The sequence below is a fragment of the Xaviernesmea oryzae genome, assembly GCF_900109605.1.
Taxonomy (GTDB): domain Bacteria; phylum Pseudomonadota; class Alphaproteobacteria; order Rhizobiales; family Rhizobiaceae; genus Xaviernesmea; species Xaviernesmea oryzae.
On sequence record NZ_FOAM01000013.1, the window covers coordinates 108,457 to 131,200 of the forward strand.

Annotated in this window: 26 protein-coding genes; 13 read left to right on the plus strand and 13 right to left on the minus strand. The window is 61.8% G+C overall.

The genetic code is table 11. From position 1 onward, the window contains the following. Positions 1–120: 120 nt before the first annotated feature. Complete coding sequence (locus tag BMX61_RS16640; protein ID WP_075629305.1) at positions 121–465, plus strand: RidA family protein; 345 nt, start codon at positions 121–123, stop codon at positions 463–465. A 134-nt stretch (positions 466–599) separates the two neighbouring features. Here BMX61_RS16640 and BMX61_RS16645 read toward each other — a convergent pair whose 3' ends face one another. Both BMX61_RS16645 and BMX61_RS16650 read right to left on the minus strand, forming a co-directional pair. Beyond that, positions 600–983 (minus strand): hypothetical protein, encoded by a 384-nt coding sequence (locus tag BMX61_RS16645; protein ID WP_075629304.1) that lies wholly within the window; start codon positions 981–983, stop codon positions 600–602. A 74-nt stretch (positions 984–1,057) separates the two neighbouring features. Next, positions 1,058–1,786 (minus strand): carbonic anhydrase, encoded by a 729-nt coding sequence (locus tag BMX61_RS16650; RefSeq protein WP_075629303.1) that lies wholly within the window; start codon positions 1,784–1,786, stop codon positions 1,058–1,060. A 335-nt stretch (positions 1,787–2,121) separates the two neighbouring features. Between BMX61_RS16650 and BMX61_RS24760 the strand changes: the two genes are divergently transcribed. The 3 genes from BMX61_RS24760 (at position 2,122) to BMX61_RS16665 (ending at position 5,081) form a co-directional block, all read left to right on the plus strand. After that, the gene (locus BMX61_RS24760; RefSeq protein WP_092742860.1) at positions 2,122–2,292 is read left to right on the plus strand and encodes a hypothetical protein; all 171 of its coding nucleotides are present in this window, start codon (positions 2,122–2,124) and stop codon (positions 2,290–2,292) included. 148 nt (positions 2,293–2,440) lie between these two features. After that, the gene (locus tag BMX61_RS16660) at positions 2,441–3,568 is read left to right on the plus strand and encodes an AI-2E family transporter (RefSeq protein ID WP_075629302.1); all 1,128 of its coding nucleotides are present in this window, start codon (positions 2,441–2,443) and stop codon (positions 3,566–3,568) included. Positions 3,569–3,839: 271 nt separating this feature from the next. Next, entirely contained in the window at positions 3,840–5,081 is a 1,242-nt protein-coding gene (locus tag BMX61_RS16665; RefSeq protein ID WP_075629301.1) for an NAD(P)/FAD-dependent oxidoreductase, read from the plus strand. A 126-nt stretch (positions 5,082–5,207) separates the two neighbouring features. Here BMX61_RS16665 and BMX61_RS16670 read toward each other — a convergent pair whose 3' ends face one another. Further along, positions 5,208–6,002 carry a response regulator gene (locus BMX61_RS16670; RefSeq protein WP_075629300.1) on the minus strand — a complete coding sequence of 265 codons (795 nt, stop codon included), beginning with the start codon at positions 6,000–6,002 and terminating at the stop codon, positions 5,208–5,210. A 197-nt stretch (positions 6,003–6,199) separates the two neighbouring features. Between BMX61_RS16670 and BMX61_RS16675 the strand changes: the two genes are divergently transcribed. Next, positions 6,200–6,409, plus strand: coding sequence for a NepR family anti-sigma factor (locus BMX61_RS16675; RefSeq protein ID WP_234801477.1), 210 nt, complete (start codon positions 6,200–6,202; stop codon positions 6,407–6,409). A 1-nt stretch (position 6,410) separates the two neighbouring features. Beyond that, a complete protein-coding gene (locus tag BMX61_RS16680) occupies positions 6,411–6,911 on the plus strand; it encodes a GNAT family N-acetyltransferase (RefSeq protein ID WP_075629299.1) in 501 nt (166 codons plus the stop codon). Positions 6,912–6,987: 76 nt separating this feature from the next. Here BMX61_RS16680 and BMX61_RS16685 read toward each other — a convergent pair whose 3' ends face one another. Genes BMX61_RS16685 through BMX61_RS16695 form a run of 3 tightly spaced genes read right to left on the minus strand, consistent with a single transcriptional unit; the run spans position 6,988 to position 8,431 of the window. Beyond that, positions 6,988–7,236: a YMGG-like glycine zipper-containing protein gene (locus BMX61_RS16685; RefSeq protein ID WP_075629298.1), complete on the minus strand. Its 249-nt coding sequence runs from the start codon at positions 7,234–7,236 to the stop codon at positions 6,988–6,990. Between the two features lie 48 nt (positions 7,237–7,284). Further along, positions 7,285–7,440, minus strand: coding sequence for a DUF3309 family protein (locus tag BMX61_RS16690; RefSeq protein ID WP_075629297.1), 156 nt, complete (start codon positions 7,438–7,440; stop codon positions 7,285–7,287). A gap of 43 nt (positions 7,441–7,483) precedes the next feature. After that, a complete protein-coding gene (locus tag BMX61_RS16695; protein WP_075629296.1) occupies positions 7,484–8,431 on the minus strand; it encodes an alpha/beta fold hydrolase in 948 nt (315 codons plus the stop codon). A gap of 578 nt (positions 8,432–9,009) precedes the next feature. Between BMX61_RS16695 and BMX61_RS16700 the strand changes: the two genes are divergently transcribed. Together BMX61_RS16700 and BMX61_RS16705 are read left to right on the plus strand one after the other, a co-directional pair. After that, positions 9,010–9,324 (plus strand): hypothetical protein, encoded by a 315-nt coding sequence (locus BMX61_RS16700; RefSeq protein WP_075629295.1) that lies wholly within the window; start codon positions 9,010–9,012, stop codon positions 9,322–9,324. 162 nt (positions 9,325–9,486) lie between these two features. Next, complete coding sequence (locus tag BMX61_RS16705; RefSeq protein WP_075629294.1) at positions 9,487–10,461, plus strand: PRC-barrel domain-containing protein; 975 nt, start codon at positions 9,487–9,489, stop codon at positions 10,459–10,461. A gap of 296 nt (positions 10,462–10,757) precedes the next feature. Here the strand turns inward: BMX61_RS16705 and BMX61_RS16710 are convergent, their stop codons facing one another. After that, positions 10,758–10,961, minus strand: coding sequence for a hypothetical protein (locus BMX61_RS16710; RefSeq protein WP_075629293.1), 204 nt, complete (start codon positions 10,959–10,961; stop codon positions 10,758–10,760). A gap of 235 nt (positions 10,962–11,196) precedes the next feature. On the opposite strand from BMX61_RS16710, the gene BMX61_RS16715 reads away from it, so the two are divergent. The 3 genes from BMX61_RS16715 to BMX61_RS16725 all read left to right on the plus strand — a co-directional run bounded on the left by BMX61_RS16715 (position 11,197) and on the right by BMX61_RS16725 (position 13,427). Continuing rightward, a complete protein-coding gene (locus BMX61_RS16715) occupies positions 11,197–11,361 on the plus strand; it encodes a DUF1328 domain-containing protein (RefSeq protein ID WP_037105882.1) in 165 nt (54 codons plus the stop codon). A 313-nt stretch (positions 11,362–11,674) separates the two neighbouring features. Further along, positions 11,675–12,931, plus strand: coding sequence for an NAD(P)/FAD-dependent oxidoreductase (locus tag BMX61_RS16720; protein WP_075629292.1), 1,257 nt, complete (start codon positions 11,675–11,677; stop codon positions 12,929–12,931). A 286-nt stretch (positions 12,932–13,217) separates the two neighbouring features. Beyond that, positions 13,218–13,427 (plus strand): hypothetical protein, encoded by a 210-nt coding sequence (locus BMX61_RS16725; protein WP_075629291.1) that lies wholly within the window; start codon positions 13,218–13,220, stop codon positions 13,425–13,427. Between the two features lie 62 nt (positions 13,428–13,489). On the opposite strand, the gene BMX61_RS16730 is transcribed toward BMX61_RS16725, so the two are convergent. The 6 genes from BMX61_RS16730 to BMX61_RS16755 form a co-directional block, all read right to left on the minus strand. Continuing rightward, positions 13,490–13,888, minus strand: a complete 399-nt coding sequence (locus tag BMX61_RS16730) for a TIGR02588 family protein (protein ID WP_075629290.1) — start codon at positions 13,886–13,888, stop codon at positions 13,490–13,492. Positions 13,889–13,895: 7 nt separating this feature from the next. Further along, positions 13,896–14,774, minus strand: coding sequence for a TIGR02587 family membrane protein (locus BMX61_RS16735; protein WP_234794714.1), 879 nt, complete (start codon positions 14,772–14,774; stop codon positions 13,896–13,898). A gap of 332 nt (positions 14,775–15,106) precedes the next feature. Next, positions 15,107–15,598: a BON domain-containing protein gene (locus BMX61_RS16740; protein ID WP_075629288.1), complete on the minus strand. Its 492-nt coding sequence runs from the start codon at positions 15,596–15,598 to the stop codon at positions 15,107–15,109. A gap of 240 nt (positions 15,599–15,838) precedes the next feature. Beyond that, positions 15,839–16,381, minus strand: a complete 543-nt coding sequence (locus tag BMX61_RS24370) for a hypothetical protein (protein ID WP_075629287.1) — start codon at positions 16,379–16,381, stop codon at positions 15,839–15,841. Between the two features lie 243 nt (positions 16,382–16,624). Continuing rightward, a complete protein-coding gene (locus tag BMX61_RS16750) occupies positions 16,625–16,861 on the minus strand; it encodes a hypothetical protein (RefSeq protein ID WP_075629567.1) in 237 nt (78 codons plus the stop codon). Between the two features lie 138 nt (positions 16,862–16,999). Then, positions 17,000–17,395: a hypothetical protein gene (locus BMX61_RS16755; RefSeq protein ID WP_075629286.1), complete on the minus strand. Its 396-nt coding sequence runs from the start codon at positions 17,393–17,395 to the stop codon at positions 17,000–17,002. A 183-nt stretch (positions 17,396–17,578) separates the two neighbouring features. Here BMX61_RS16755 and BMX61_RS16760 point away from each other — a divergent pair, with 183 nt between their 5' ends. Together BMX61_RS16760 and BMX61_RS16765 are read left to right on the plus strand one after the other, a co-directional pair. Beyond that, a complete protein-coding gene (locus BMX61_RS16760) occupies positions 17,579–18,649 on the plus strand; it encodes a chemotaxis protein CheB (RefSeq protein ID WP_075629285.1) in 1,071 nt (356 codons plus the stop codon). Positions 18,650–18,877: 228 nt separating this feature from the next. Beyond that, a complete protein-coding gene (locus BMX61_RS16765; protein ID WP_170854965.1) occupies positions 18,878–22,345 on the plus strand; it encodes a CheR family methyltransferase in 3,468 nt (1,155 codons plus the stop codon). Positions 22,346–22,744 lie beyond the last annotated feature (399 nt).

Here is a 22,744-nt window from a genome sequence, read left to right on the forward strand (position 1 = left end):
GTTTTCATTGCCGCGGCCATGGTCTAAACGGGCAGGGCCGCTCAATGACGGATCGGTCGCAGGCGTGATGCCGCGCGGTCCCGGCGGATCGAGACAGTCACCAGACAGGGGATTTCCAAGATGGACATCAAACGCATCGACGTCGGCCCACGCATGAGCCAAGCCGTCATTCACAACGGCACCGTTTATCTGGCCGGTCAGGTCGGCGAGCCGAGCGGCGATGTCTCCGAGCAGACCAGCCAGGTGCTGGCCAAGATCGACCGCCTTCTGGCCGAGGCCGGTACCGACAAGACCCGCATTCTCTCCGCCACGATCTGGCTGAAGGACATGGCGGATTTCGGCAAGATGAACGCTGTCTGGGACGGCTGGGTGCCGGCCGGCAACGCGCCTGCCCGGGCTACGGGCGAATCTGCCCTGGCGACACCGGATTACCTCGTCGAAATCATCGTCGTGGCGGCGCTCTAAACTTTTCGTCGTCGCATCTGGCCGAAAGCCGGTTTCTGCTTTCGGCCAGATGCTCTGTGGTTTTCAAGCCTCCGCTATCCAAGAAAAAGGCGCCCTCTTGGGAGCGGCGCCTTTTTTATGCAACGGCGGCTGGGTCAGTTGCCGATGCGGGCTATGCCCGTTTCGCCATTGTTGCGCACCCATTTCACCTTGTTCGGGCCTGCATCCGACAGCACAAAGCACATGCTGTTGCCGTCATACCAGGTCTTGAACTGCTGACAGAGACGGTCATCCGCGATCCACCACTTGCCGCTATCGGACGGCTTCACCAGCTTGCCGATGCCCAGCGCCTGCCCGTCGCCATCCACTTCGCCATTCGTGCGATAATTCAGCGGAAACTCGCCGCCCATCGGTGCCGCGAGATAGATCGTGCGCCCGACGATTTTCTCCTTGATGTCAGCCGCCTTGAGCCGCCCGTCCTCGGCTGCAGCCGGCAAGGCGAAACTCAGGCTGAGGGCAAACAGGATCGAGCGGTGCATGGCGGCGTCCTCGGCTGGTTGAAACTCCTCGCCTCGTTACGCGCCAGCGTCAGATCGGATCAGCGGTTTCGCCGTCAGCCGGGCAGCGATTTGTCGAGAAACTCCACTTCGCCGCTGTCGAGATCATAATAAGCAGGCACGACCTTGACGCGGCCGGCACGCACCAAGTGGGCGGTTATGGCGCTCTCCAGGAAGATGCGCTTGACGCCGCGCAGAGCATGGGCGCGGGCGACACGCTCGGGAAAGCCCTCGCGCCGATCCCTGTCCTTCGTGGCGATCTCGACGATGCCTTCGATCATATGGCCGATATTGCCTTCGGGCTTGGTGCCCTTCAAGGCGGCATCGCAGCCGGCGGCAACAGCGCCGCAGCGCTTATGCGCCATCACGACGACCAGCGGCACATGCAAATGCTCGACGCCATATTCGATGGTCCCGAGCACGTCCGTATCGACCACATTGCCGGCATTGCGCGCCACGAACATCTCGCCCAGCGTCACCCCGCCGAAGATCAGCTCAGGAACGACGCGGCTGTCGGAGCAGGTCAGCACGATCGACCAGGGCTTCTGCACCTTGGCAATCTCCGCGCGGCGCTCGATGAAGCCGGCCGCGCCCGCTTCCGCATCCTGCACGAAGCGCTTGTTGCCATAGACCAGCCGATGCAGCGCTTCATCGGGGCTGGGTGGCGGATCCTCACCAGCCAGAGCGTGCCCGGCGAAGCCTGCCGAGGCGGACAGAAGACCGGCCCCGGCAAACCGCATGAAACTGCGTCGGCTCACCCCGGCGCTGATGCACTGCTGACACATGGTCTCAATCCCCTCTTGGTGAACCCCCACAGGTTCGTCTTGCCCTCTGCCCGTCTTGCGGGCCCAATGCCCTATGGAAGCAAGGCAAGATGGAGGAAAGGTTATCGCTGCACAGAACCAGCTGATTTATGCACAACGCATAAGAAAAGTGGCTGGTATCGGCATCTCTTTATCCGGTTAATCCTCATTAAGCTTTCGGGAACAACAAAGGCCGTCACACGTTTGTGGGCAGATCGGTCAACGACCCGACCAAAACGACCGCAAAGCCAGAAAAACAACGAATGGCTTTGCCGCTCCGCCGCCGGTCTTCTCGACTCTTTTGAAAGGGACTCACCATGCTTTACTGGCTGCCCAGGCTCTGCCTGATCGTGCTTGCTGCCCTCGTCGTCGGCTTCGGCATTCTGCCGTCCACGTCGCAGGACGTTGCCTCGACGCTGATCGTCGTTCTGCTCGGCCTCGGCCTCTTCTCACTGACGATGCATGTCTTTCCGCCTGAGCGCTATTGATCCTCTGTGCATGCGCCCGGCCTGCCGGCCGGGCGCATGATTTGAAGTGGAAGACCGGGGCTGGGGACGAAAGCCGGCGCAAATTTCGCGTCTTGTACAGGGCCATCCGGAGAGGTTTTGTACCGCCCGAAGACTATGGAGAGTGGTGATGAGCGCTTCCTTCGCCGGGCGTGGAATGTTCAAGAACAAGACCAAGGTCGATCTCGAACTTCAGCAGCTACTCGACCGCGAACCGGAACAGCCTTATCGCAGCGTGTTGGACCTCATGGTCGCCTGGTCGATCATCGGTATGTTCATCATCGCAACCTCCGTCGTCATCTATCTCCTCGAGCCGATCCTGATGCCGGTGACGCTGGCGATCGTCGTCGGCATGGTGCTGGGTCGCGCTGCCGACCAGTTGTCACGCTTCGGTCTGCCGCCCGGTGCCGGAGGTCTGTTTCTCGGCCTTATCTTCGCGGTCGGCCTGTTCCTTCTTACCAACGCCCTGATTGAGCCGGTGAGCAATCTGTTTGCAGCCGCGCCGGCGATGGTCGAGCACAGCGTCGAGCGCGTCATGCCGTTTCTCAACCGGTTCGAATGGGCCCGTCACGTGATTGCCGGTGCCGACGAAAAAGCGATTTCGGACCTGGCCATGGCCAATGCCGGGGCGGTGCTCGGCGCGCTGGCGGCCGGGCTGACGCCGGCGCTGATCCAGGCCCTGATCTTCCTGGCGGCACTCGGCCTTTTCCTTCTTGGGCGCACCCATCTTCGCAAGACGATCATCATGGCTCTTGTGACGCGCGAACGGCGGCTGACGGCGATCCGCATCATGAATGCGACCGAAAATGCGGTGGGATTCTACTTTTCCACGGCGAGCCTGATCTATCTCGCGCTCGGCACGATCACGGGGCTGATCGCCTTTGTCGGCGGCCTGTCGGTCGCGCCTCTCTGGGGCGTCTTTGCCTTCATCTCCAGTTTCATCCCCTATCTCGGCGTGACGGCCATGACCATTGCGCTGATGTCCGCAGGGCTGATGACGCATGACAGCGTGTTGCTGGCGCTCGCGCCGGCAGCCGGCTTCTTTCTCCTGCATCTCGTCATGGAAAACCTGGTGACGCCGGCCATTCTCGGCCGCCGACTGGAGATCAACCCCTTCCTGATCTTCATTGCCATCATCTTCTGGACGTGGATGTGGGGTGCGGTCGGCGCAATGCTCGCCATGCCGCTCTCGCTGATCGCCATGACGATCTTCAACGAAGTGCGCAGCCACCCGCCGGAGCGCCAGCTTCCGGGCTGATCCCCCAAGCCCCTTCACGTTCGTGTCACACCATTTTCCAGCCGGCGAAGCCATGTCCGCTTCGCCGGTTTTGCCATGCCCCGACGATCGTTGAAGACTGAGATCTCGCCCGCCGAAGCCTCGGCTTCAGAGATGATCCAGCCCCGCCTCTCCACCGTATCATCATCAACATCCTGAAGCCGACAGAGCCATCCGTGCTTTGCCGGCCTTTGCCGCGCCATGCCGTCTGGCCGCGCGGCATCTGCTTCCCCTGACACCTGGAGAATGCGCGATGTCGGTGATCATCGATACCGAGAACCTGTCACAGGACGATCTGCACAATGGACGCTCCCCCTGGGGCGCCGCTCAGTCCCCGCCCAGGCGCCATGCGCTTCGGGAGAGCATGACGACCGATGTGCTGGTGATCGGTGGTGGCATTACGGGCTCGCTGGTGGCCGAACATCTCGTTGCGCACGGGCATCAGGTCGTGTTGGCCGATTGCGAGACGCCGGGTCTTGGCAGCACCGCCGCGTCCACCGCCATGCTGCAATGGGAGATCGACGAGCCGTTGAAGCGGCTGACGGACATTTATGATTTCGAGGCCGCAGCCGAGATCTACCGCAAGAGCTTCTCGGCGGTTCAAGGGCTGACGCGTCTGGTGGCCGAGGCGGGGATCGACTGCCAGTTCAGCCCGCGCGCTACGCTCTACATCGCTGCTGACGGGGTTGGCCATCGCGATCTAGAGGAGGAGGCGGCGTTGCGCGGCAGGGCCGGCCTGCCGAGCGAATTCGTGGATGGGCAACATCTGCAGGCACATTTCGGCTTCCGCCGCGATGGCGCGATCCTCTCGCCCGGCTCGGCCGATGCCGACCCCTTGCTCCTGTCCTGGGGCCTTCTGCGTCGGGCCGAGCGCGCCGGCCTCAAGCTGGTGGATGCCAAGGCAGAGACTTTCGACGCCGATAGCCGCTGTGTTCAGGTGGAAATGAGCAATCGTCTGGTCGTCGAGGCGCGGCATGTGGTGCTGGCAACCGGCTATATCATGCCGGACTTCGTCAAGACCGACCTGCACAGCACCGTCTCCAGCTGGGCGCTGGCGACTGTTCCCCAAACCCCGCAAGGACTTTGGCCCGGCCTGCCGCTCGTCTGGGAAGCGTCCGAAGACTATCACTACATGCGTGCCACCGCCGACGGCCGGATCGTCATAGGCGGCGAGGATGACGATACGCAGGACCATGACGAGCGGGCAGCCAAGACGGCGATGAAGCAGGAGAAATTGCTGAGGGTGCTGGCCGAACTCTGCCCCGGCGCAAACCAAGCTGTGACCCATGCCTGGGCCGGCGCATTCGGCACGACGGAGGATGGCCTGCCTCTGATCGGCCGTGTGCCGGGGCATAGCCGCATCTACGCCGCCTATGGCTACGGCGGCAATGGCATTACGTTTTCCTACATGGCTTCACGCATGCTGGCCGCCGAGATTGCCGGCCAGCGGGAGGCTTGGTTCGACCGCTTCGCGATCGACCGGCCAGTACCGTGAAATAAAACGCCAGGTGCCCTTCGGCGGCCCTGCCAAGAGTTTCTTCGCCCTGATTGAGCTGCAGGAGACGATCCTGCAGCATCCGAGGGCGTTTGTTAAACCTATGATGCTGTATTGGAGCCTGACTTAACGGGCTCGACCCGCATGTTCATCGAAGAAAAGGGCCTGGCTGATCAGGGCTTTCACCATGTCCGGGTTGAAGGGCTTGGTGACGAGGAAAGCGGGCTCGGGTTTTTCGCCCGTCAGCAGACGCTCGGGAAAGGCGGTGATGAAGATCACGGGGATGGTGGAGCTCTTCAGGATCTCGTTGACCGCATCGATGCCGGAGCTGCCATCGGCAAGCTGAATATCGGCCAGAACCATCTCCGGCTTGGTGCGGTGGAAGAGTTCGACGGCCTCGGAATGGGTGCGCGCAATGCCGGAGACGCCGTGACCGAGACTGCGCACCATGTCCTCGATGTCCATGGCGATCAGCGGCTCGTCCTCGATGATCAGGATTTCCGTTGCGACCTGCGCGGAAATTTCCTGCGAGGCCTTGCGCAACAAAGCACCTGTCTCGTCGGTTGAGAGGTTCAGGATCTCGCCCGTTTCCTCAGGCGTGAAGCCCTCGACCGAAACGAGCAGAAAAGCTCTGCGCGCATCGGGCGCGATGTTTTGCAAATTGTCGGCGGCACGTTGCTCCCAGGCAAAGGGGGATGTGGTCTCTGTCGGGGAAATGGTGACGTGGTCGAAGAGCTGGCAATAAAGTTTGAAGACGCTGACGCGGTCCGTAGAGGCATTGGGAAACAGGCTGATGTCGCTGATCAGCGCCTCAAGCACCGCTGCGACATAGGCATCACCCGACGTCTGCGAGCCGGTGACCGCGCGCGAGAAGCGACGGAGATAGGGCAGGTGGGCGGCAATGCGCATGGAAAGTGACATTTAAGACGTCCTTGGGTATGATGAACTGAATTCTCGGAAGGCGGCCCCGCTCACGCTCCAGAACCAGCGGAACCGTTTGACCATTTTTTCCTGTCCATGGGAAGTTTGATGAGGATAAAATCCATGACAGAGAGGCTTTGGCCCGTGGTTTCGAACAGGGCAGCCCTATGCGAACCGGCTCGTATCCAGAATAGCGCGTGTGGGAGCATGTCGCACTGATGTCTGATTATCGTAAAGCCAGGCGCAGCGGCGTTATGCGGCCGGGTGGCATGCCCATCGATCCAAACAGCCAGGTTGCCTCGAAGCTTAAGGCCTTCTACGCCGCCGTTGAGCAGGAGCCGATTCCCGACATGTTTCTGGATCTGCTCGAACAGCTGGACAAGGCGGAAAAGGCGGGCAAAGCCTGACGTGCTCGAAACCAGGCGCTGCCTTCTCCGCGCACCATGCGCCGACGACAGGGACATGCTGTTGCGGCTTTTCACAGACTCTGTGGTTCGCCGATATCTCGGCGGAGTGCTCAGCGCAGATCGGGCGCAGGCCCGCATCTCTGACTTATTTGCTGAGGCATCGTCCACTTGGGTCGTCGTTCCCAAGCATGAGCCGACCCTAAGCGTCGGTCTCGTTCGTCTGCATCCCGCCCATGATGGCGTGGAGACCGAGCTATCCTATGCCCTGCTTCCGGAGGTCTTCGGGCAGGGCCTTGCAACCGAAACGGTGGGGTGCATCGTGCATCACGCTTTCGATCGCGGCGGAATCAGCCGCCTGATCGCAGAGACCCAATCAGCCAACAAAGCATCTTGCCAGCTCCTCGAAAGGCTTTCCTTTCGATTTTTCAAGGAAACGATGCGCTTCGATGCGCGCCAAACTATCTATGTCCATGACGGACACAGTCGCAATGATGCTTGGTGAAAGATGCGCGCATAAAAAAACGTGCCCGCCGGATCCTCATCACAAGCGGGCACGTCTTTAAAAGTTCTGGCAGATCTTAGCAGGCGGCCGTGTAGCGGCGGCCATACTGGTCGCGATAGATGCAGCGGCCGGGCTCGTTGGCGCGACCGATCAGGGCGCCGGCGACACCGCCGACTGCAGCGCCAACGGCGGCACCACGAACATTGCCGGTCGCAATACCGCCAATTACGGCACCGGAGCCGGCACCGATGGCGGCGCCGCGTTCGGTCTGCGTGCAGGCGGCGAGCGGCAGAATGCAGGCTACGGCGAGAAGGGCTTTTTTCATGACGGAGTCCTTTCGAAGGTCAGACAAGCAACAGTGATATCGGGTCCGTCAGATACGGCCCATCAGCACCAGGATGAGAAGAATGATGACCACCAGGCCAAGCCCGCCCGACGGCGCATAACCCCAGCTGCGGCTATGTCCCCAAGTCGGCAGTGCACCGATCAGCAACAGAATGAGAATGACCAATAGAATTGTGCCGAGCATAGGGGTCCTCTTGGGTTCATGTGGGCTCGATTTGAGGATCGCCCTAATAACGCATGGCCGTGATATTTGTTCCCTTCGGCCGATTTTCCGTCGAAAGCACGCCTTTTGCAGCGCCAGAGCGGATCTTCTGCGCTGCAGCACGGCTTGTTAGGCCATGCGGTCCCAGAAGAATGAAGTCGCTGATCAGGCGGTCGACGGTGGGACGCGCCTCGGCCATGGGCAGGTGGCCGATGGCGTTGAGGATCACTGTATGGCAGCGGGGCAGGGCGGCCGCGAGATGAATCTGGTGGACCGGCGGCACGACCCGATCGCCTGCGCCGATGATGTTGAGCACCGGCACGTCGATGCGCGGCAATTCCGGCACGATGGAGGTGCGTGTCATCCACATAACGAAGGCGGCGATTTCATGCGGGCGCGACGCCAGGAGATGTTCGCGCACCATTTCCATCGTTGCCAGCGTTTCTTCCGTCTCCCAGGCAACTGCCTTGTCGAAGACGCATTCAAGCGATCCCCAGCGGAAAGTTTCCTTGGTGGCGATCCAGCGGGTGAAAAGCTTGGAAAACAGCAGCCGTCCAAGAAGCGGCATGCGCAGGATACGTGAGGCCATGCGCTCCTGACCCTCGAAGCGGCCGCAGGCAAAGGCGCCCATCAGGACCACGCGGCTCACCAGGTCGGGCCGATGGCGCGCGATCAGCAGGGAAATAAAGCCGCCAGTCGAGTGGCCGACCAATGTAACCGGCCTTCCATCGAAGTCTCGTTCGATCGCCGTCGCGTAAGCATCGACAATGGCGGCGGTGGTCAGCGGGGCATGGCCGTTTCCGAGAATCCAGGGCGAATGCCCGGGCAGTGGATAAGCGGCAGCGCGCCCGGTCATGGCGATAGTCGGCGCGAAGCAGCGCCAGAAGGCCGGTGCCATCACCATGCCATGGATCAGCACGGTGTTCGTGCCGGGATTGTCAGACAGCCAGACGGCATCGGGACTGCGCAGCATGATCGATTTCCCTTCACCCGCCACCACGGCCGTCTGTCGCGCCCGAACAGGCGCGCGATGCCGCGTGATGGTCACGCGGCGCTGGTGAGACCGGCCGTGTTAAACAAGACGATGCAGTGTGGATACCAAGGGCAGCTGATCGCCTTGACGGTGTCAAGGATGCGCGCTGACCCCTGCGGATCGTGCGTCGCGTAAAGGTGGGTTCGACTGCTGCAGGGCTCTGGTCAGGCAGAAAAACCGAGCGCACAGACCGTTTTCAAAGGGCTATGCGGGCGACGTGGCCACTCCATGATGCGATGCAGCGCCGGCCGGATGGCGCGACGCAGATTAGCATCTATCAAACGCGAAATCGGACCTTAGGGTTCCCTGATTTAGGAGAAAATCGGCAGGCACTGGCGCTTATCTCTCTATGCATAGATCGCACCTCCCAGGCATCCTCTCGGCAGATCATGAGAATTGCCGCGTTGCTCGTTAAGAAATGTAAACCAAACGTAAAGACAGCTGGAACCTCTTCAACGGATTGCTCGTTGCTTGGTCACATCATTCAAGGCCAACCCATCCCAATGATGGAGTGCTCTATGGAGCATATTGCAGCAATCATGATCCTGGTGGGCTGTTCATCCGGCAACACCCAATGCGCCGAAATCGAGCCGCCGGTCTTTGCCTTCGAAGCCATGGAGGAATGCCAGCGCGATCTTCGACCCGCAATCGGAACCGTGCGTCGTGACTATGGCGTCATCTATGGCAAATGCGCCGAAATCGATCCGGCACGGGAGGACGACTATACCGAGGTGACTTGGCGCATCACGGCCGGGGATGAGTTAGACGTCACGCTGATCACCAATCCCGTAAAGCAGGCACGGGACAAGGTGATGGTGGCACAGGTGCAATAGTTGCACCGCACTGTCTGAGCCGAACAGGTGTCCATGCCGAGGGCGGGACGCCCACTTCGCCATGTCTTTCATCAGGGCTGGAACCAGGGCGCTGTCTGCGGCGTTCTGCAAGCGATCCCTTTTTTGCCTAGATCGCATCCTGATCGTCTCAAGGAGTTGTTTATGATTCGCGTCCTGCTCGCCTCCACCGTGCTCGCCGCAGGTTTTGCCATGTCCACGCTGAGCCTCCACGCCCAGACACCGGCGCCACAGGCCGGCGCCGTGGTCGCTGATCCGGCCAATCCGCCGATGCTGGCCAGCAACGTCATCGGCAAGACGGTCTATACCGGCGTCGATGAAGAAGGCGAGGCGATCGGCAAGGTCAAGGATGTGGTGATGAATGCGGCCGGAGCTGCGCAGGCGCTGGTCGTGGGTGTCGGCGGCTTCCTCGGGATCGGCGAGAAGGACGTTGCAGTCGCCTTCGATCGCGTCTCATGGTCGGATCGCGAAGGTGAACAGATCCTGGTCGTGGCCATGAGCCGCGACGATCTGAAGGCGGCGCCTGCGTTCAAGCGCGACGCGATCATGGATCCGGCCGCCACAACGAATGATGCCGCTGCCAAGCCGACGACTCCGCGTGCAACGCCGGAGAGCGAGGCGACCACACCGGCCGGCAGCGAACTGACCGAAACGGGCACGCCCGTGCAGCCCGGTGCGCCGGCCGCGCAGGCAACTACCACCACGCCGACGCTCGGCACCACACCTGACATGACCGACCCCGATGCACCGCCCCCGGCCGAAACCGCAGCCGAACCACAGCTGCGCCCCGTCGATCCGTCGCTGATCAGCACCACCAGCCTGATCGGCACGCCGGTCAAGGTGGCTGATGACAGCGAGATCGGCAAGGTCGGCGATGTAATCCTCAATCGCGAGGGCAAGCTCGATGCCTATGTCATCGATGTCGGCGGCTTTCTCGGCATTGGCGAGAAGCCGGTCGCCATGAGCGCTCGTGACATTCAGATCATGGCGGATGCCAGGGGCAAGATGACGATCTACTCGCCCTTCACCAAAGCACAGCTGGAAAAGCAGCCGCGCTACGATGCCAATGCCTATAAGCGCGATCCGCGCCCCCTCGTGCTCGCACCTCCAGCCGAATAGGGATGATCAGCAATTTGAGCGCGTCAGGGCCGATATAGGACGAAGCCCGACGCGGATGCTTTGATAGAAATTGAAAGCGCCGTTCGCCGCTGTGCGAGCGGCGCTTTTTTCATGCCTCTTGTTGAGGGCCGGCATGCTCGGTTTTTGCTCACCTGTGGGTATCGCATCCGGATTTGATGCCCCGGGGCGCTGTGCATATGAAAAGGGGGCGCTTCATCATGAAGCGCCCCCTTAAGCCGATATGCTTCTCCCTGTGGTCTTCAGTACGCCGCCGTGAGGCAGCGCCTGCGCTCTGGTCACATCGGCTGGAACTTTTGTTCTTCGGCATCGTCGAGCTTGTCGAGAAGCCGGGTAAAGACGCCTTCGGTGTGCGGTGCCTCGCCGTTGAAGTACAGCGCCTTGAGAGTTTGCCCGATATGGACATTCGTCTCGCGCCACCGATCCGAGGGGCTTGCAACCGCCAAAGCGGATTTGAGGAGATGTGCCGATAAATGTACCATCGTCTCGTGTCCATTGAGGAATTTGACTTTTCAACGCCCTCTGTGGTGGATGGTTCCGCAACCTTGTGGCAGAAGCGTGCCAAAATGGCGCAACCAAACGTCTATGGTAAATGACTGATTAACATCAGCCTCCACATTGCCCATGCATCTCCTGTCGATGGCAAGTTTTCCGCACCGAAGGAACCTTCTTCACAAATGTGCGTTTTCGGACAGTATCGAACCGGAGGAAATTGTCATGCTGTACTATGCGCTTGTCTTTCTCGTCGTCGCAATTATTGCAGGCGTTCTCGGATTTGGCGGTATTGCCGGCGCCTCTGCTGGTATCGCGCAGATCCTGTTCTTCCTTTTCCTCGCCTTCCTCGTGATCTCTCTGGTCGCCGGCCTGATGCGCCGGACCTAAGGTCCCGCGCTGAAAAGACATCGAACTGTGAGCAGGCGGCGCAACGGGGCGCCGCCTTTTTCGTGTCTGCACTCCTCTTTTGACGGTGTGTCGGGATGTCCCGGTCTCGTTTTCCCGCTTCAGATTTTCCTCAACAGACCGCACTATGATTACAGCAGGCTGATGCGGGCGACGCCGGTGCATCCGGTCTTGCCGACGCCTTGATGGTGATGCTGCGCGCTATGGCACGCCATCAGCGTAGGGCGTGGAAGGAAGCAGGCCGGAATGCCCTGAGTGTGCCGGCGAAAAGCGGGACTTGCAAGGAGCGCAAGGCATGAAGAAGACGGATGTCGTGGTTCTCGGCGCAGGCATTGTCGGTGTCTCCACCGCCATTCATCTGGCCCGGCGAGGCAAGGCCGTGGTGTTGATGGACCGCCGTGGTCCCGGCGAGGAAACCTCCTATGGCAATGCTGGGCTGATCCAGCGCGAAGGCGTTTTTCCCTATGGCTTTCCGCATGATTTCGGCGCGCTGTTTCGCTATGCGCTGAACAACACGATCGACGCGCATTACCACCTGAAGGCGCTGCCGGGGCTTGTGCCCTTTCTCGCGCGCTATTGGTGGCATTCCGGTTTTCGCCAGCACCAACGCATCGCCCGCCTCTACGCACCGCTGATCGAGCATTCGATCACCGAGCATGACGATCTGATCCACGCTTCCGGCGCCGAGGACCTGATCCGCAAGGATGGTTGGATGAAGGTCTTCCGGACCGAAGCCGCGCGCGACGCCGCTTACAAGGATGCGGAAAATCTGTCCGCAGGCTTTGGCGTACAACATCAGAAGCTGACCGCGGCCGAAATCCGCGCCGCCGAGCCGTCGATCCGCATCGATCTGGCTGGCGGACTGCGCTGGACCGACCCCTGGTCGATCCGTGATCCGCAAAGCCTGCTGAAAGCCTATCTCACCTATTTCCAGGCGCTGGGCGGAACGCTCGCGGCGGGTGATGCCGCAACGGTGGAGCATATTCTCGAAGGGCCGGGATGGCGCCTGGCAACACCCGATGGTCCCCTGGAAACCAAGGAGGTGGTCGTCGCGCTCGGGCCTTGGGCCGATACGGTCACCCGCAAGCTCGGCTACCGCCTGCCGCTTGCCGTCAAACGCGGCTACCACATGCATTATGGCGCAGAGGGAAATGCCACGCTGAACAACTGGGTGCTGGATGCCGAAATGGGCTACTTCCTCGCGCCCATGCTGCGCGGCATCCGCCTGACCACGGGCGCCGAATTTGCCCATCGCGATGCGCCAAAGACGCCGGTGCAGCTGACGCGGGCGGAGAAGGTCGCGCGCGACTTCTTCCCACTGGCGGAACGGCGCGATGCCGAACCCTGGATGGGCGCGCGGCCCTGCACCCCGGACATGATGCCGATCATCGGCAAGGCACCGCGCCATCAGGGTCTATGGTTCGCCTTCGGCCATGCGCATCATGGCATGACGCTCGGCCCCGTCACCGGCCGCGCCTTGGCCGAGGTGATGACCGGAGAGCGCAGCGTAATCGATCTCGCACCCTATCGCCCGGATCGATTCCTCGCCTGAGGCGGGCGCGCACAGCGCCTTTTCAAGGGGGCTTCGTCATCGCGGAGCAACTCTTGGAGCGCTGCTGCTGGCTCTTTGCCACATGATCGTACAGCCGTCGTCACATGGGTCTTGAGCGCGGAACAAACAGCCTTTGTCCCGGTTTCCGTTCGCGCATCCCGAAGAGGATGCACAAAAATCATGCGCCCTCACGAAAGGGACGCAGACAGCCCGAGAGAAGGCGCGCCAGCGGCAACGAAGCCGTCTGACGCATGCCCAATGCTCCGGCGATAGGGAGTGCACCATCTTGGAAAAGCATGTCGTCACCGTTGCCGGCGAGCCCGTCGGCGCGCTTGTTCCGCAGGGCGAGCGGATGCAGTTCGTCGCCGTTAAGTTGGACGCCTGGGATCTCGACGGATGTCTTTATCCCAGCCTCGGCGAGGCGGAACGGCAGATCCGCGATCACATCGTCAGCGTACGGCGCCAGAGAAAAGCGGGCAGCACGGACTTCGGCTAAGGGTGCAAGATGGGCTGTATCGCTTCGCAGACCGGTATATTTCGATCATCAGCGCTCCATGGTCATGGATCACGATAGCCTGATGCGTGCAGATCGATTTGTGCGCCCGAAGGATCCTCGGTAAAGATCAGAACGCCATCCTCATGCGATTGTGCCGGCACATAGTCGAAGGTCACTTCGCGCCGTTCCTTGACAATACCATCGCGAACGAGCAGGCCGGTCACCGGCACGCCGGCGGCCGAGCGCTTGCCTGTGTTGGAGATGGTGAAAGACACCTGCGTGCCGCCGGCCGCCGGCCGCTGCGCCGTGATCGTCACCACGAGCTCCGGTTCGGCATGCGTTCCAGTCGCGGCATCATAGGCCACCCATCCGATCATCGCGACCACGAGAATCGTGGCTGTCAGGCCCGTCGCCCATTCGATCCAGTGCGCCCTGGTTTCCGTGGTCGGCCCTTTGCTCATGCGTTCCTCACAGGATCAGGCGAGCCGCGGCCGCGCCGACCGCGCCCGGCAGGCCCAGCACGATGACGGCCATCAGCGCCGGCATTGCTTGTGCGCCATCGAAGCGCCCAAAGCTCCAGAGACAGTAGACGCTGATCAAAAGCGCGATGGCATAGCCCGGCATGGTGAAGCGGATCAGTGCATGCCAGCGCGGAACGTCATCGGACAGCTCATGGCCGCCCTTGAAGGATACGGCATAGACGAAGCCATGCATCACCGCGATCGACAGGAAGATGGTCAGCAAAGCATGCCATGGCGTCATCAGATAGGAGATCAGGATCATCTCCTCCGTCGGCGCCGTGTTCAGATTGAGAAACAGCGCGCCCACCGCCATCATGAACAGCTCGGTCCCATAGCCGGTGCGCGGCTGAGCGGGATCTCGCTCGTCCTGGTCGTCTTCGCCTCCGTTGCCAAGCTGGCTGCGGCCAAGAAGGGCGCCGATGCTGGCGGGAACGGCCTGCAGCGCGATCTTGCCTACGAGATCTTCCCGCGCCATGTCGCCGGTAATCAGCCCAAAGAGCGACAGCAGAACGGCGCTTGACAGAATACCGATGCCATAGGCGACCATTGCATCGCGTAGACCATCACGCCAGTTAAAGGTCTTTTCGAAGCCGATACGCCGCGCGATGCCGAACAGCAGCGGCAGCGTGACGAGAAGCAGCAGCAGGAGGCGCCACCGATCCATGGTGAAGCCGAGCGCCCACATTTCCATCGTCATCTGCATCGGCAGGGCAAAGAGCAGAGCGCCGCCGAGGCCGCGCGCCAGGCCGATCAGGAAGTCGTTGAGGTCGTTTGCCTCGTCTTGCCGCTGTTGATCACCGGCGGCCGTCGTCTCATCCCTGTTCAAGCTGATCCCCATTCCTCGCAACACGATACGACTTGGAGGCGCTCGACATCTGCCGAGCGGCGTAAGAGCGGTCGACAAGGACATGCCTAGGATTAAAGATAAGGCAGTTTCAGAGGCGTCCAGAGGGGCGTGGAAATTTTCAGGACATCATTTGGCGCGCGCCGCGCGAAGCCATCCTGTCGCGCTTGACGCCTTGCGGAGTCACAAGCTGAACAGGTGCCCATAGCGCTTGGACCGCCACCCTTGCCGCTTGCTGTTATTCAAGCATTCAAAAATAACTAAAACCGAGAAGTAGGGGCGAGCCCGCGGAACCAGGCCCGCCCGTCTTATCATCAGTCAAGATCGGTAGGAATCGCGGCATCGACGGCAAGCGTCGTCAATTCGTTGCGCACTGTGTTGATGCCCGGCTGAGCCAGCGCCATCTGCTCGATGAGCCGCCGATCTTCACGTGTTTCGACCGCGCCTGACAGCAGCGCTTCTCCGTCTTCAACCCGGATTTCCACGGCGGAAAGATCGACGCCTTTGTCTTCGAGGCGTTCCACGAGCCGCGCCTCGATCGCATCATCATCGACGTCGCCCTCGACATCGTCGGCCAGCAGATCAGGGCCATTGGCGCTATCGATGCGGGGTTCGTCAGCAGTCTGAAAGCCCGGATTGCCCTGCTCGTCGAAGCTCTCGGCGCCCTCGCCATAGGCGCGGTTTGCCGGGTCGGTCGGCTGTCCCGAGACCTCATCGGCATAGGGCCAGCCCTGGTCGAGGTCCCGGTGCTCATAATCGCGATAATCTTCTTCGCGCGTCGTGGTCTTTGCGGGGCGGTCGGCCATGATGGGGTTACTCCTCGATCAAATGGCGCCGGCTTTTCCGGCGGCTCTGAGCAGAAACGAGCGGCAGCCCGTTTGGTTTCGCAAAAAGCACGGGGTGGTCCTCGTCACCGTAGCTGCCTTTCCGCCAACAGGGGCGCGTATTAGGAGCCTTATGATGGCAGGCGAACAAAAGGTAGCACATGAAAAAGGCGGACCCTTTGAAGAGCCCGCCCATTTAAACGCTATAGATGACGCTTCGGCTTACTGGCCGTTGCCCGTTGCCGGGGCGCTGGTTCCGGTCCCGGAGGTGCCGCTATCCGTGCCCGTCGTCGTGCCATTGCCGGTTGCCGGCGTACCGGTATTGGTGCCGGTGGCAGCAGGAGGCGTTGCGGCCGGCGGGGTCGCAGGGGTGTCGGTGGCGGGCGCCGTCGTGGTTGCGCCGTTATTTGTCGCGCCCTGGGTCGCAGCTGGCGGCGTTGCCTGGTCTGCCGGCGGCGTGGCCTGTGTGGCAGCAGGAGCAGCGGGCTGCGTGGCGGTATCATTGTTGGAATTGCCGCCCGGCAGCCACAGAAGCAGCGCCAGAACCAAGCCCGCAAGCAGGATGATCAGGATCGGCCAATTGCTCCGCGGCCGCGTCATCGGTGCGTCCGGGTCCATCGGCCGGGAGTTCAACAACGGATCGCTGGTTGCCGTCGTGCCGAGAGGCGCCGTTCGCGGCGCGCCAGCATTGGCAGCGGCCTGGTCTGCTGGCCAGCTGCTCGGGGAGGTGGGACGCTTGTCGTTCGGATCGAAACGCTCGTTCATCGGTGGTCCTCCTGGTGAAATGCCGTTCCATCGCGGCAACTAACGTGCCAACGTTCAAAAGGCAGGAAGGTTCCCGAGGGTCTTATCCAGCATTCCCACTTCAGATCATAATAACAGGAGAAATCAATTCTGAATGTCCCAGTGCATGTCTGTGGCATATTGCGTCGTGCATATACGCGAGAGGCGGCGTCCACGTGGAAACGCCGCCTCTCGCCTCAACAGAGATCTTTCTGCCTCGTGCCTTTAGTCTTCTTCGAGCTTGCCTGGGGAAGAGGAGCGCTCATCCTGATCTTCCAGGTCGGTCTTGACGATGAAGGCATCACCATGAAGCTGTGCGGCTTCACGCCTTGCGGCCAAGTTGGGCACATCATCCGGCTCGATGGCGTCCACCGCCTTCTCGTCACTGCGCCCTTTCAGCGAGGCGTCGCTTTCATTCACGGGTTCGGCATCGCGCACATCAAGCGCGCCGCCCTGCGTCATCCGATCATGGCCTTGGCGGGTGCCGGTTCTGTCGTCCATGAGAATCTCCCACTTCATTCGGATCGTTATCAGCCTGCTTCAGGCTTCTCGACCCATCAGGCCGGCCACATAGGGCCAGCCTGTTTTGTAAGTTTATAATTACTGAACGGTGCCGTCAGGCGACGTGGTCTGAGAAGCGCCACCGGTACCGGACTGCGGAGCCGGCGAACGGTCGACGGGGGCCATCTGCGTCGCTTCACCGGGGCGCGCCGTGTTATCGACAGTCGGCTGGCTGGGCGTCGCGGCAGTGGGTGCGGCAGGTGCCGTGATATCCGACCGGTTCGTCGCCGCGTCATTATCGGCGCCTTCGCCGGCAACGAATTCGGCTACACCCCAGGCAAGTGCGGCCAGCACCAGGCCACCGATCAGCACCTTGAGCACCGGTTGACCAAGACGTCCTTGACGGGCTTCCGTGGCGTTCAGACGAACGGTTTCACCCGGAGCGTGGCGGGTGGAATTAAGGTTGCGGTCGCTATTTTCCCAATGCGTTGCCATGGCGGTTTCCCTTCCTATTTCCCAAGTTTCTTTCGCTGGGTCATTGTTCACTTCGCTGTGCAAACGGGTCGATCGCTGGCTTTGTTCCGCAATTCGCCATTCCCGGCGCTCAAGGCCGTCACGCCATGGCCGCTTTATCGGGCGGGCGATGGAACTTCACCGCGGCGTCTCAGTTGGCTCACGATGGAATTACGCCGTTCCTCTCTCAATCTCATCGTGATCGGCGGCTCCGCTGGCGCGCTCGATCCCTTGCGGCGCATTTTGTCGCGCATGCCGGCAGACCTGCCGGCAGCGATCCTGATCGTCATTCACATTCCGCCTGACAGCAAAGGCCTGTATGCGGCACTGTGTGCAGGCCCTTTGCCGATTGAAAGGGTGCGCGACGGCATGCAGATGATGCCGGGGCACGTCTACATCGCGCCGCCGGATGCTCATCTCCTGGTGATGGACGACCATTTACGTCTTGGGCACGGGCCAAGGGAAAACCTGTCGCGCCCGGCTATCGACCCCTTATTCCGCTCTGCCGCCTTGGCCGCCGGCCCGCGCACGATCGCGGTGATCCTCAGCGGTTGGCTCGATGATGGCGTGTCCGGTCTCGTTGCGGTCAAACGCTGTCTCGGGCTCGCGTTGGTGCAAAGCCCGGAGGATGCAGAGGCATCCGACATGCCGCGCGCGGCCTGCGATGCGGTGGCGCCGGACGGGATCGGTGCACCCGAAGCGCTGGCCGATGCGATTCTCGAACGGCTTGCGCTGATCGAAGGGGATGGTGGCCTCCAGCGCGCGCCACCGCCGGCGGACCTTGTCGTCGAGGTCGATATTGCCTTGGGCGGGCGGTCGAATTCGCTGGTGATCGGCAAGCTTGGCGCGCCGTCCCTGCTGACCTGCCCGGATTGCGGTGGCGTGCTCTCCACTGTGACTCGGGCATCACCCGAACCTGCTGCAGCAGGCTGCCAAGAGCCGGAGCGTTATCGCTGCCAGACGGGCCACGCCTTTACGGATGCGACCCTTCTCGAGCGAAAGGAAGGGGCTGTCGATGAGGCGTTGCGTGTTGCCTTGCGCATTCTGGAGGAGCGGGCGACGCTGATCGATCGGATGCGCCGCGATGCCGAACAAGGCGGCCGGGGCGGCATGGGCGAGATCTACCGGCAGCGCGCTCGCCTCTATCGCGACCAGGCGGAGGTGCTGCGTCGCGCTATCCTCGATAAAATCGTCGAGCCCGCTGTGCCTGTCTTGCCGGACAAGTCAGGGCTTTGAGCGGCCATGTCGAACTGTTCGAAAACTTGTCTCAGGCGCTATCGAGAGCCAGGAACAGCGGCCAGAATGAGGGGCTCGCTTTTTTGGGCAAGTGCAGGCACACTTCGCGCGCCAGCGACGCTGCAGGCACGCCGGTCGGAAAACCCGATCGCGACGATGCACCTGCCCCTCGCTGCGGATGTCCTCTGTAGCGTGTCGGCTCGACAGGCCATGTGACCAAGGATGCCCGTGACTGAAATCCGCACTCTTCCCTTCTGGCCTCCAGCCAGCCCGAACGAGCCCGCTGCCGGGCGCCCCGACCAGAGCGGCCTGCAGCCGACTCCGGTGGTGGTCGCGCTGGCGGCAACGCCTCGGGATATCGAGGCGGCCAAGCGCTTTGTCCAAGCGATGGAGGGAACGCCCGGCCTGTCTCTGGTGCTGCTTCTGCAATATCGTGAGGCGTTGGATGAAAAGGCCCTGCTAGGCGACCTTAGCGCAATCTGGAAAGGGCCTGTGTCCGCCGTTTCGCAGGATCAGCCGCTGGAAGAGGGGGCGGTCTATACCGTTTCTCCCAATGTAACGATCACCCTTCGCGGTGGACGGCTTCTGGTGCAGCCAGCGCCGGAGCGGGCCGGGGAACGCGGAACGATCGATACGTTTCTGGTGTCGCTCGCCGAGGAAGAGGGCAAGCGCGCCATCGGCATCACCTTTGCCGGTCTGCAGTCCGGCGGCACGCTGGGCTTGATCGCGATCAAGGAGCATGGCGGGCTGACACTGGCCGAGCAAGCCGAAGAGATCGACAGTGCCGGTCTGGCGTCGCCGGCCTATCCAACCAACCTGTCTGCCCTGGCCGATCTCTGGCTGCCGGTGGAGGCCATGGTCGAACGTGTGCGCCTGGAGGTCCGCACGCTGGCCCGTGCCCAGATCGCGCAGGATTTCGACATGCAGGTGGCCGAGGCCGCGCCTGCTTTGAGCCGCATCGCCTCCATCTTGCTGAACCGCACCGGCCATGACTTTCACGGCTACAAGCACAACACCTTCCTGCGTCGCGTGCAGCGGCGCATGCAGGTGGCGCAGATGGACACGGTCGAGGCCTATGTCGACTACCTGCGCGAAACGCCAGACGAACCCGGCCTCTTGTTCAACGACCTCCTGATCGGGGTCACGCACTTCTTTCGCGACCCCAAGGAATTCGCCTTTGTCGAGCGGGAGATCGTGCCCAAGCTCTTCGAGGGCAAGACGGCGGCCGATCAGCTGCGTGTCTGGGTGCTGGGCTGTGCGACAGGAGAGGAAGCCTACTCGATTGCCATGTTGCTGCGCGAACAGGCGCTGCGGCTGGAAGCACCGCCGCAGATCCAGATCTTCGCCACGGATATCGATTCGCGTGGGCTGGTCCAAGGGCGCTCCGCCCGTTATTCCGCCTCCGCGCTGAAAGAGGTGACGCCGGAGCGGTTGGCGCGCTGGTTCGTCAAGGAGGGCGATACCTACTGCGTCGTCAAGGAAATCCGGGAGATGTGCCTGTTTTCGCAGCACAACCTCATCAAGGATGCACCCTTTTCGCGGCTGGACATGGTCTCGTGTCGCAATCTTCTGATCTATCTCGGGCAGGACTTGCAGGATCGGGTGATTCCGCTCTTTCACTTCGCCCTGAGGCCCCAAGGCTATCTGTTTCTCGGCAACAGCGAGACGGTCAGTCGGCACGCCAAGCTCTTCGCTCCGGTCGATCGCCGCTACCGCGTCTTCCAGCCGCTGGAAGTTCTGTCCAGGCCTCTGCCGGACTTTCCGCTGACGGCCAGTCTCGACGCCCACCGCGCGACGGAGCGGGCAGCGGGAATGCGCAATGCAAGCGGCTCGCTGGCATTGATGACCAAGCAGGCCGAGCGCATCATGGAGCGCTATCAGCCGGCCTATATGATCGTCGACGCGGCACATGACGTGCTGCATTTTTCCGGCCGCACCGGCCGCTTCCTCGATCCGCCGGCCGGCCATGCGAGCCTCAATGTCTTCAACCTCATCCATCGCGATCTCCGGGTCGATCTGCGCGCGGCGCTGATGCGGGCGGAGGCCGGCAAAGGCGCCTCGCGCCTTGGCGGATTGCGAGTGCATGTGGAGGATCAGGCGATCACCGTCACGCTCAGCGTCGAACCGGTGGAGCTTGGGCCCGGCGCACCGCCGCGCTTTCTCGTGGTTTTGCAGGACGGGCCTGCGATCGAACCCTTTTCGCCTCCGAGCGAGGCCAGTGGCGAGGCGCTGCACGTGCACCGCCTGGAGGATGAACTGCGCCGCACACGCGAGCGCCTGCAGGCCACCGTCGAGGAGCTCAGCCGCACCAATGAGGAGCTGAAAGCCTCCAACGAGGAATATCAATCGGTCAATGAGGAGCTGCAATCCTCCAATGAGGAGCTGGAAACCTCCAAGGAAGAGCTGCAGTCGCTCAATGAGGAACTTCAGACCGTCAATGGCGAGCTGGCGCACCGGGTGGAAGAGCTGGCGCGCGCCAATTCCGATCTGCAGAACCTGCTCGAAAGCACGGAGATCGCGGCGATCTTTCTCGATGCCTCGCTGCGCATCAAGAATTATACGCCTGCCATCAGCGAGATCTTCCATCTGATGGAAACCGATCTGGGTCGGCCGATCCATCACATCGCCAACCGCATTTCCTATGGCGAACTGGAGGCGGATGTCGCGCAGATGCTGCGCACCCTGGAGCCGGTGGAGCGCGAGACTCGCAATCCGCAGACCGGCGCGCAATATCTGATCCGCGTTCTGCCCTATCGCAGCATCGACAATCTCGTGGAAGGCGCTGTGCTGACCTTCATGGATGTGACGGCGCTGGTGCGCGCCGAGACGCGGTTGCGCGACCGCGAGGCGCTGCTGCGCTCCATCGTCGAGGGCATCCCCCAGCTCGTCTGGCGAGCGGTGGATACGGGCGAATGGACCTGGGTGAGCCCGCAATGGACCGCCTTCACCAGCCAGAGCGAGGCAGAGGCGCTGGGCCATGGCTGGTTGGACAAGGTCCATGCCGACGACCGAGAGCGGGTGATGGCGGCCTGGAAGGGCGCAACCGAGGCGGGTCAGCTGGAAGTCGACCATCGTCTCTGGAATGTCGATGAGGGCAGCTACCGCGCCGTTCACCTGCGCGCCCGGCCTGTGATCGACGAGACCGGCAATATCGTGGAATGGTTCGGCACGGCCACCGATGTGCATGCGATGCTGCTGCTCCAGGAGCGCCAGCAAGTCCTCCTGCATGAATTACAGCACAGGGTGCGCAACACGCTTGCCATCGTCCGTTCGGTGGCCCGGCGTACGGCGGAATCCAGCAACAGTGTCGAAGCCTATGCCGACCGGCTGGAAGGCCGGATCAATGCCATGGCGCGTACCCAGACGCTTCTGACGCGCGCGGCGAGTTCCGCCGTCGATCTCGGCGAGTTGATCAGAACCGAAATCGGTTCGCAGACACTCGACCAGCACAAGATCCAGCTGGACGGGCCGAAGATCCCGGTTTCCGGAAAGGCAGCGGAGAATCTGAGTCTCGCCATTCACGAACTCACCACCAATTCCGTCAAGCATGGGGCCCTGTCGATTTCGGGCGGGGCCGTGGACGTGACATGGGAGATCGACCGGCAGACGCAGCCGGAGATCCTGCGGCTGGTCTGGAGCGAGAGTGGCCTTGACGAACCCTTGAGCCAACCCGAACGGCGCGGCTTCGGCTCCTAGCTGATCGAAGATCTGGTTCCCTACCAGTTCGGCGGGAAGGGGCATTTGGCATTCGAACCGACAGGGCTGGTTTGCACCATCGAGCTGCCCTTGCTGTCACTGACGAAAAACCAGATCTCTGCCGGCGGCTGAGGTTTGATCCTGTTAAGATGAACCCGGCCCAAGCCGTGTCGCTTCCGCACCGATCTTGCGCGGGTGCGGCGGATGTTTTTCGCCGGGCGTTTGCTATCCACCTTTTGACTTTCGTCTGGCGTCAGCCATAGCCAAAATATGGAACTTTGAGAGGGTGCTGCAGTTCCCTCAAGAACGAGCATGATCGCCTTGGGTTGATCGATCGCTCGCGCTTCAATCGCATCCGAGCATGGCCTCAAACATCATTCATACCGGAAATTAACGTTA

Bases quoted from the DNA above. Each gene is read 5' to 3' on its own strand.
- BMX61_RS16640 (WP_075629305.1), top strand. From the start codon at position 121: ATGGACATCAAACGCATCGACGTCGGCCCACGCATGAGCCAAGCCGTC.
- BMX61_RS16645 (WP_075629304.1), bottom strand. From the start codon at position 983: ATGCACCGCTCGATCCTGTTTGCCCTCAGCCTGAGTTTCGCCTTGCCG.
- BMX61_RS16650 (WP_075629303.1), bottom strand. From the start codon at position 1,786: ATGTGTCAGCAGTGCATCAGCGCCGGGGTGAGCCGACGCAGTTTCATG.
- BMX61_RS24760 (WP_092742860.1), top strand. From the start codon at position 2,122: ATGCTTTACTGGCTGCCCAGGCTCTGCCTGATCGTGCTTGCTGCCCTC.
- BMX61_RS16660 (WP_075629302.1), top strand. From the start codon at position 2,441: ATGAGCGCTTCCTTCGCCGGGCGTGGAATGTTCAAGAACAAGACCAAG.
- BMX61_RS16665 (WP_075629301.1), top strand. From the start codon at position 3,840: ATGTCGGTGATCATCGATACCGAGAACCTGTCACAGGACGATCTGCAC.
- BMX61_RS16670 (WP_075629300.1), bottom strand. From the start codon at position 6,002: ATGTCACTTTCCATGCGCATTGCCGCCCACCTGCCCTATCTCCGTCGC.
- BMX61_RS16685 (WP_075629298.1), bottom strand. From the start codon at position 7,236: ATGAAAAAAGCCCTTCTCGCCGTAGCCTGCATTCTGCCGCTCGCCGCC.
- BMX61_RS16690 (WP_075629297.1), bottom strand. From the start codon at position 7,440: ATGCTCGGCACAATTCTATTGGTCATTCTCATTCTGTTGCTGATCGGT.
- BMX61_RS16695 (WP_075629296.1), bottom strand. From the start codon at position 8,431: ATGCTGCGCAGTCCCGATGCCGTCTGGCTGTCTGACAATCCCGGCACG.
- BMX61_RS16700 (WP_075629295.1), top strand. From the start codon at position 9,010: ATGGAGCATATTGCAGCAATCATGATCCTGGTGGGCTGTTCATCCGGC.
- BMX61_RS16705 (WP_075629294.1), top strand. From the start codon at position 9,487: ATGATTCGCGTCCTGCTCGCCTCCACCGTGCTCGCCGCAGGTTTTGCC.
- BMX61_RS16710 (WP_075629293.1), bottom strand. From the start codon at position 10,961: ATGGTACATTTATCGGCACATCTCCTCAAATCCGCTTTGGCGGTTGCA.
- BMX61_RS16715 (WP_037105882.1), top strand. From the start codon at position 11,197: ATGCTGTACTATGCGCTTGTCTTTCTCGTCGTCGCAATTATTGCAGGC.
- BMX61_RS16720 (WP_075629292.1), top strand. From the start codon at position 11,675: ATGAAGAAGACGGATGTCGTGGTTCTCGGCGCAGGCATTGTCGGTGTC.
- BMX61_RS16730 (WP_075629290.1), bottom strand. From the start codon at position 13,888: ATGAGCAAAGGGCCGACCACGGAAACCAGGGCGCACTGGATCGAATGG.
- BMX61_RS16740 (WP_075629288.1), bottom strand. From the start codon at position 15,598: ATGGCCGACCGCCCCGCAAAGACCACGACGCGCGAAGAAGATTATCGC.
- BMX61_RS24370 (WP_075629287.1), bottom strand. From the start codon at position 16,381: ATGAACGAGCGTTTCGATCCGAACGACAAGCGTCCCACCTCCCCGAGC.
- BMX61_RS16750 (WP_075629567.1), bottom strand. From the start codon at position 16,861: ATGACGCAGGGCGGCGCGCTTGATGTGCGCGATGCCGAACCCGTGAAT.
- BMX61_RS16755 (WP_075629286.1), bottom strand. From the start codon at position 17,395: ATGGCAACGCATTGGGAAAATAGCGACCGCAACCTTAATTCCACCCGC.
- BMX61_RS16760 (WP_075629285.1), top strand. From the start codon at position 17,579: ATGGAATTACGCCGTTCCTCTCTCAATCTCATCGTGATCGGCGGCTCC.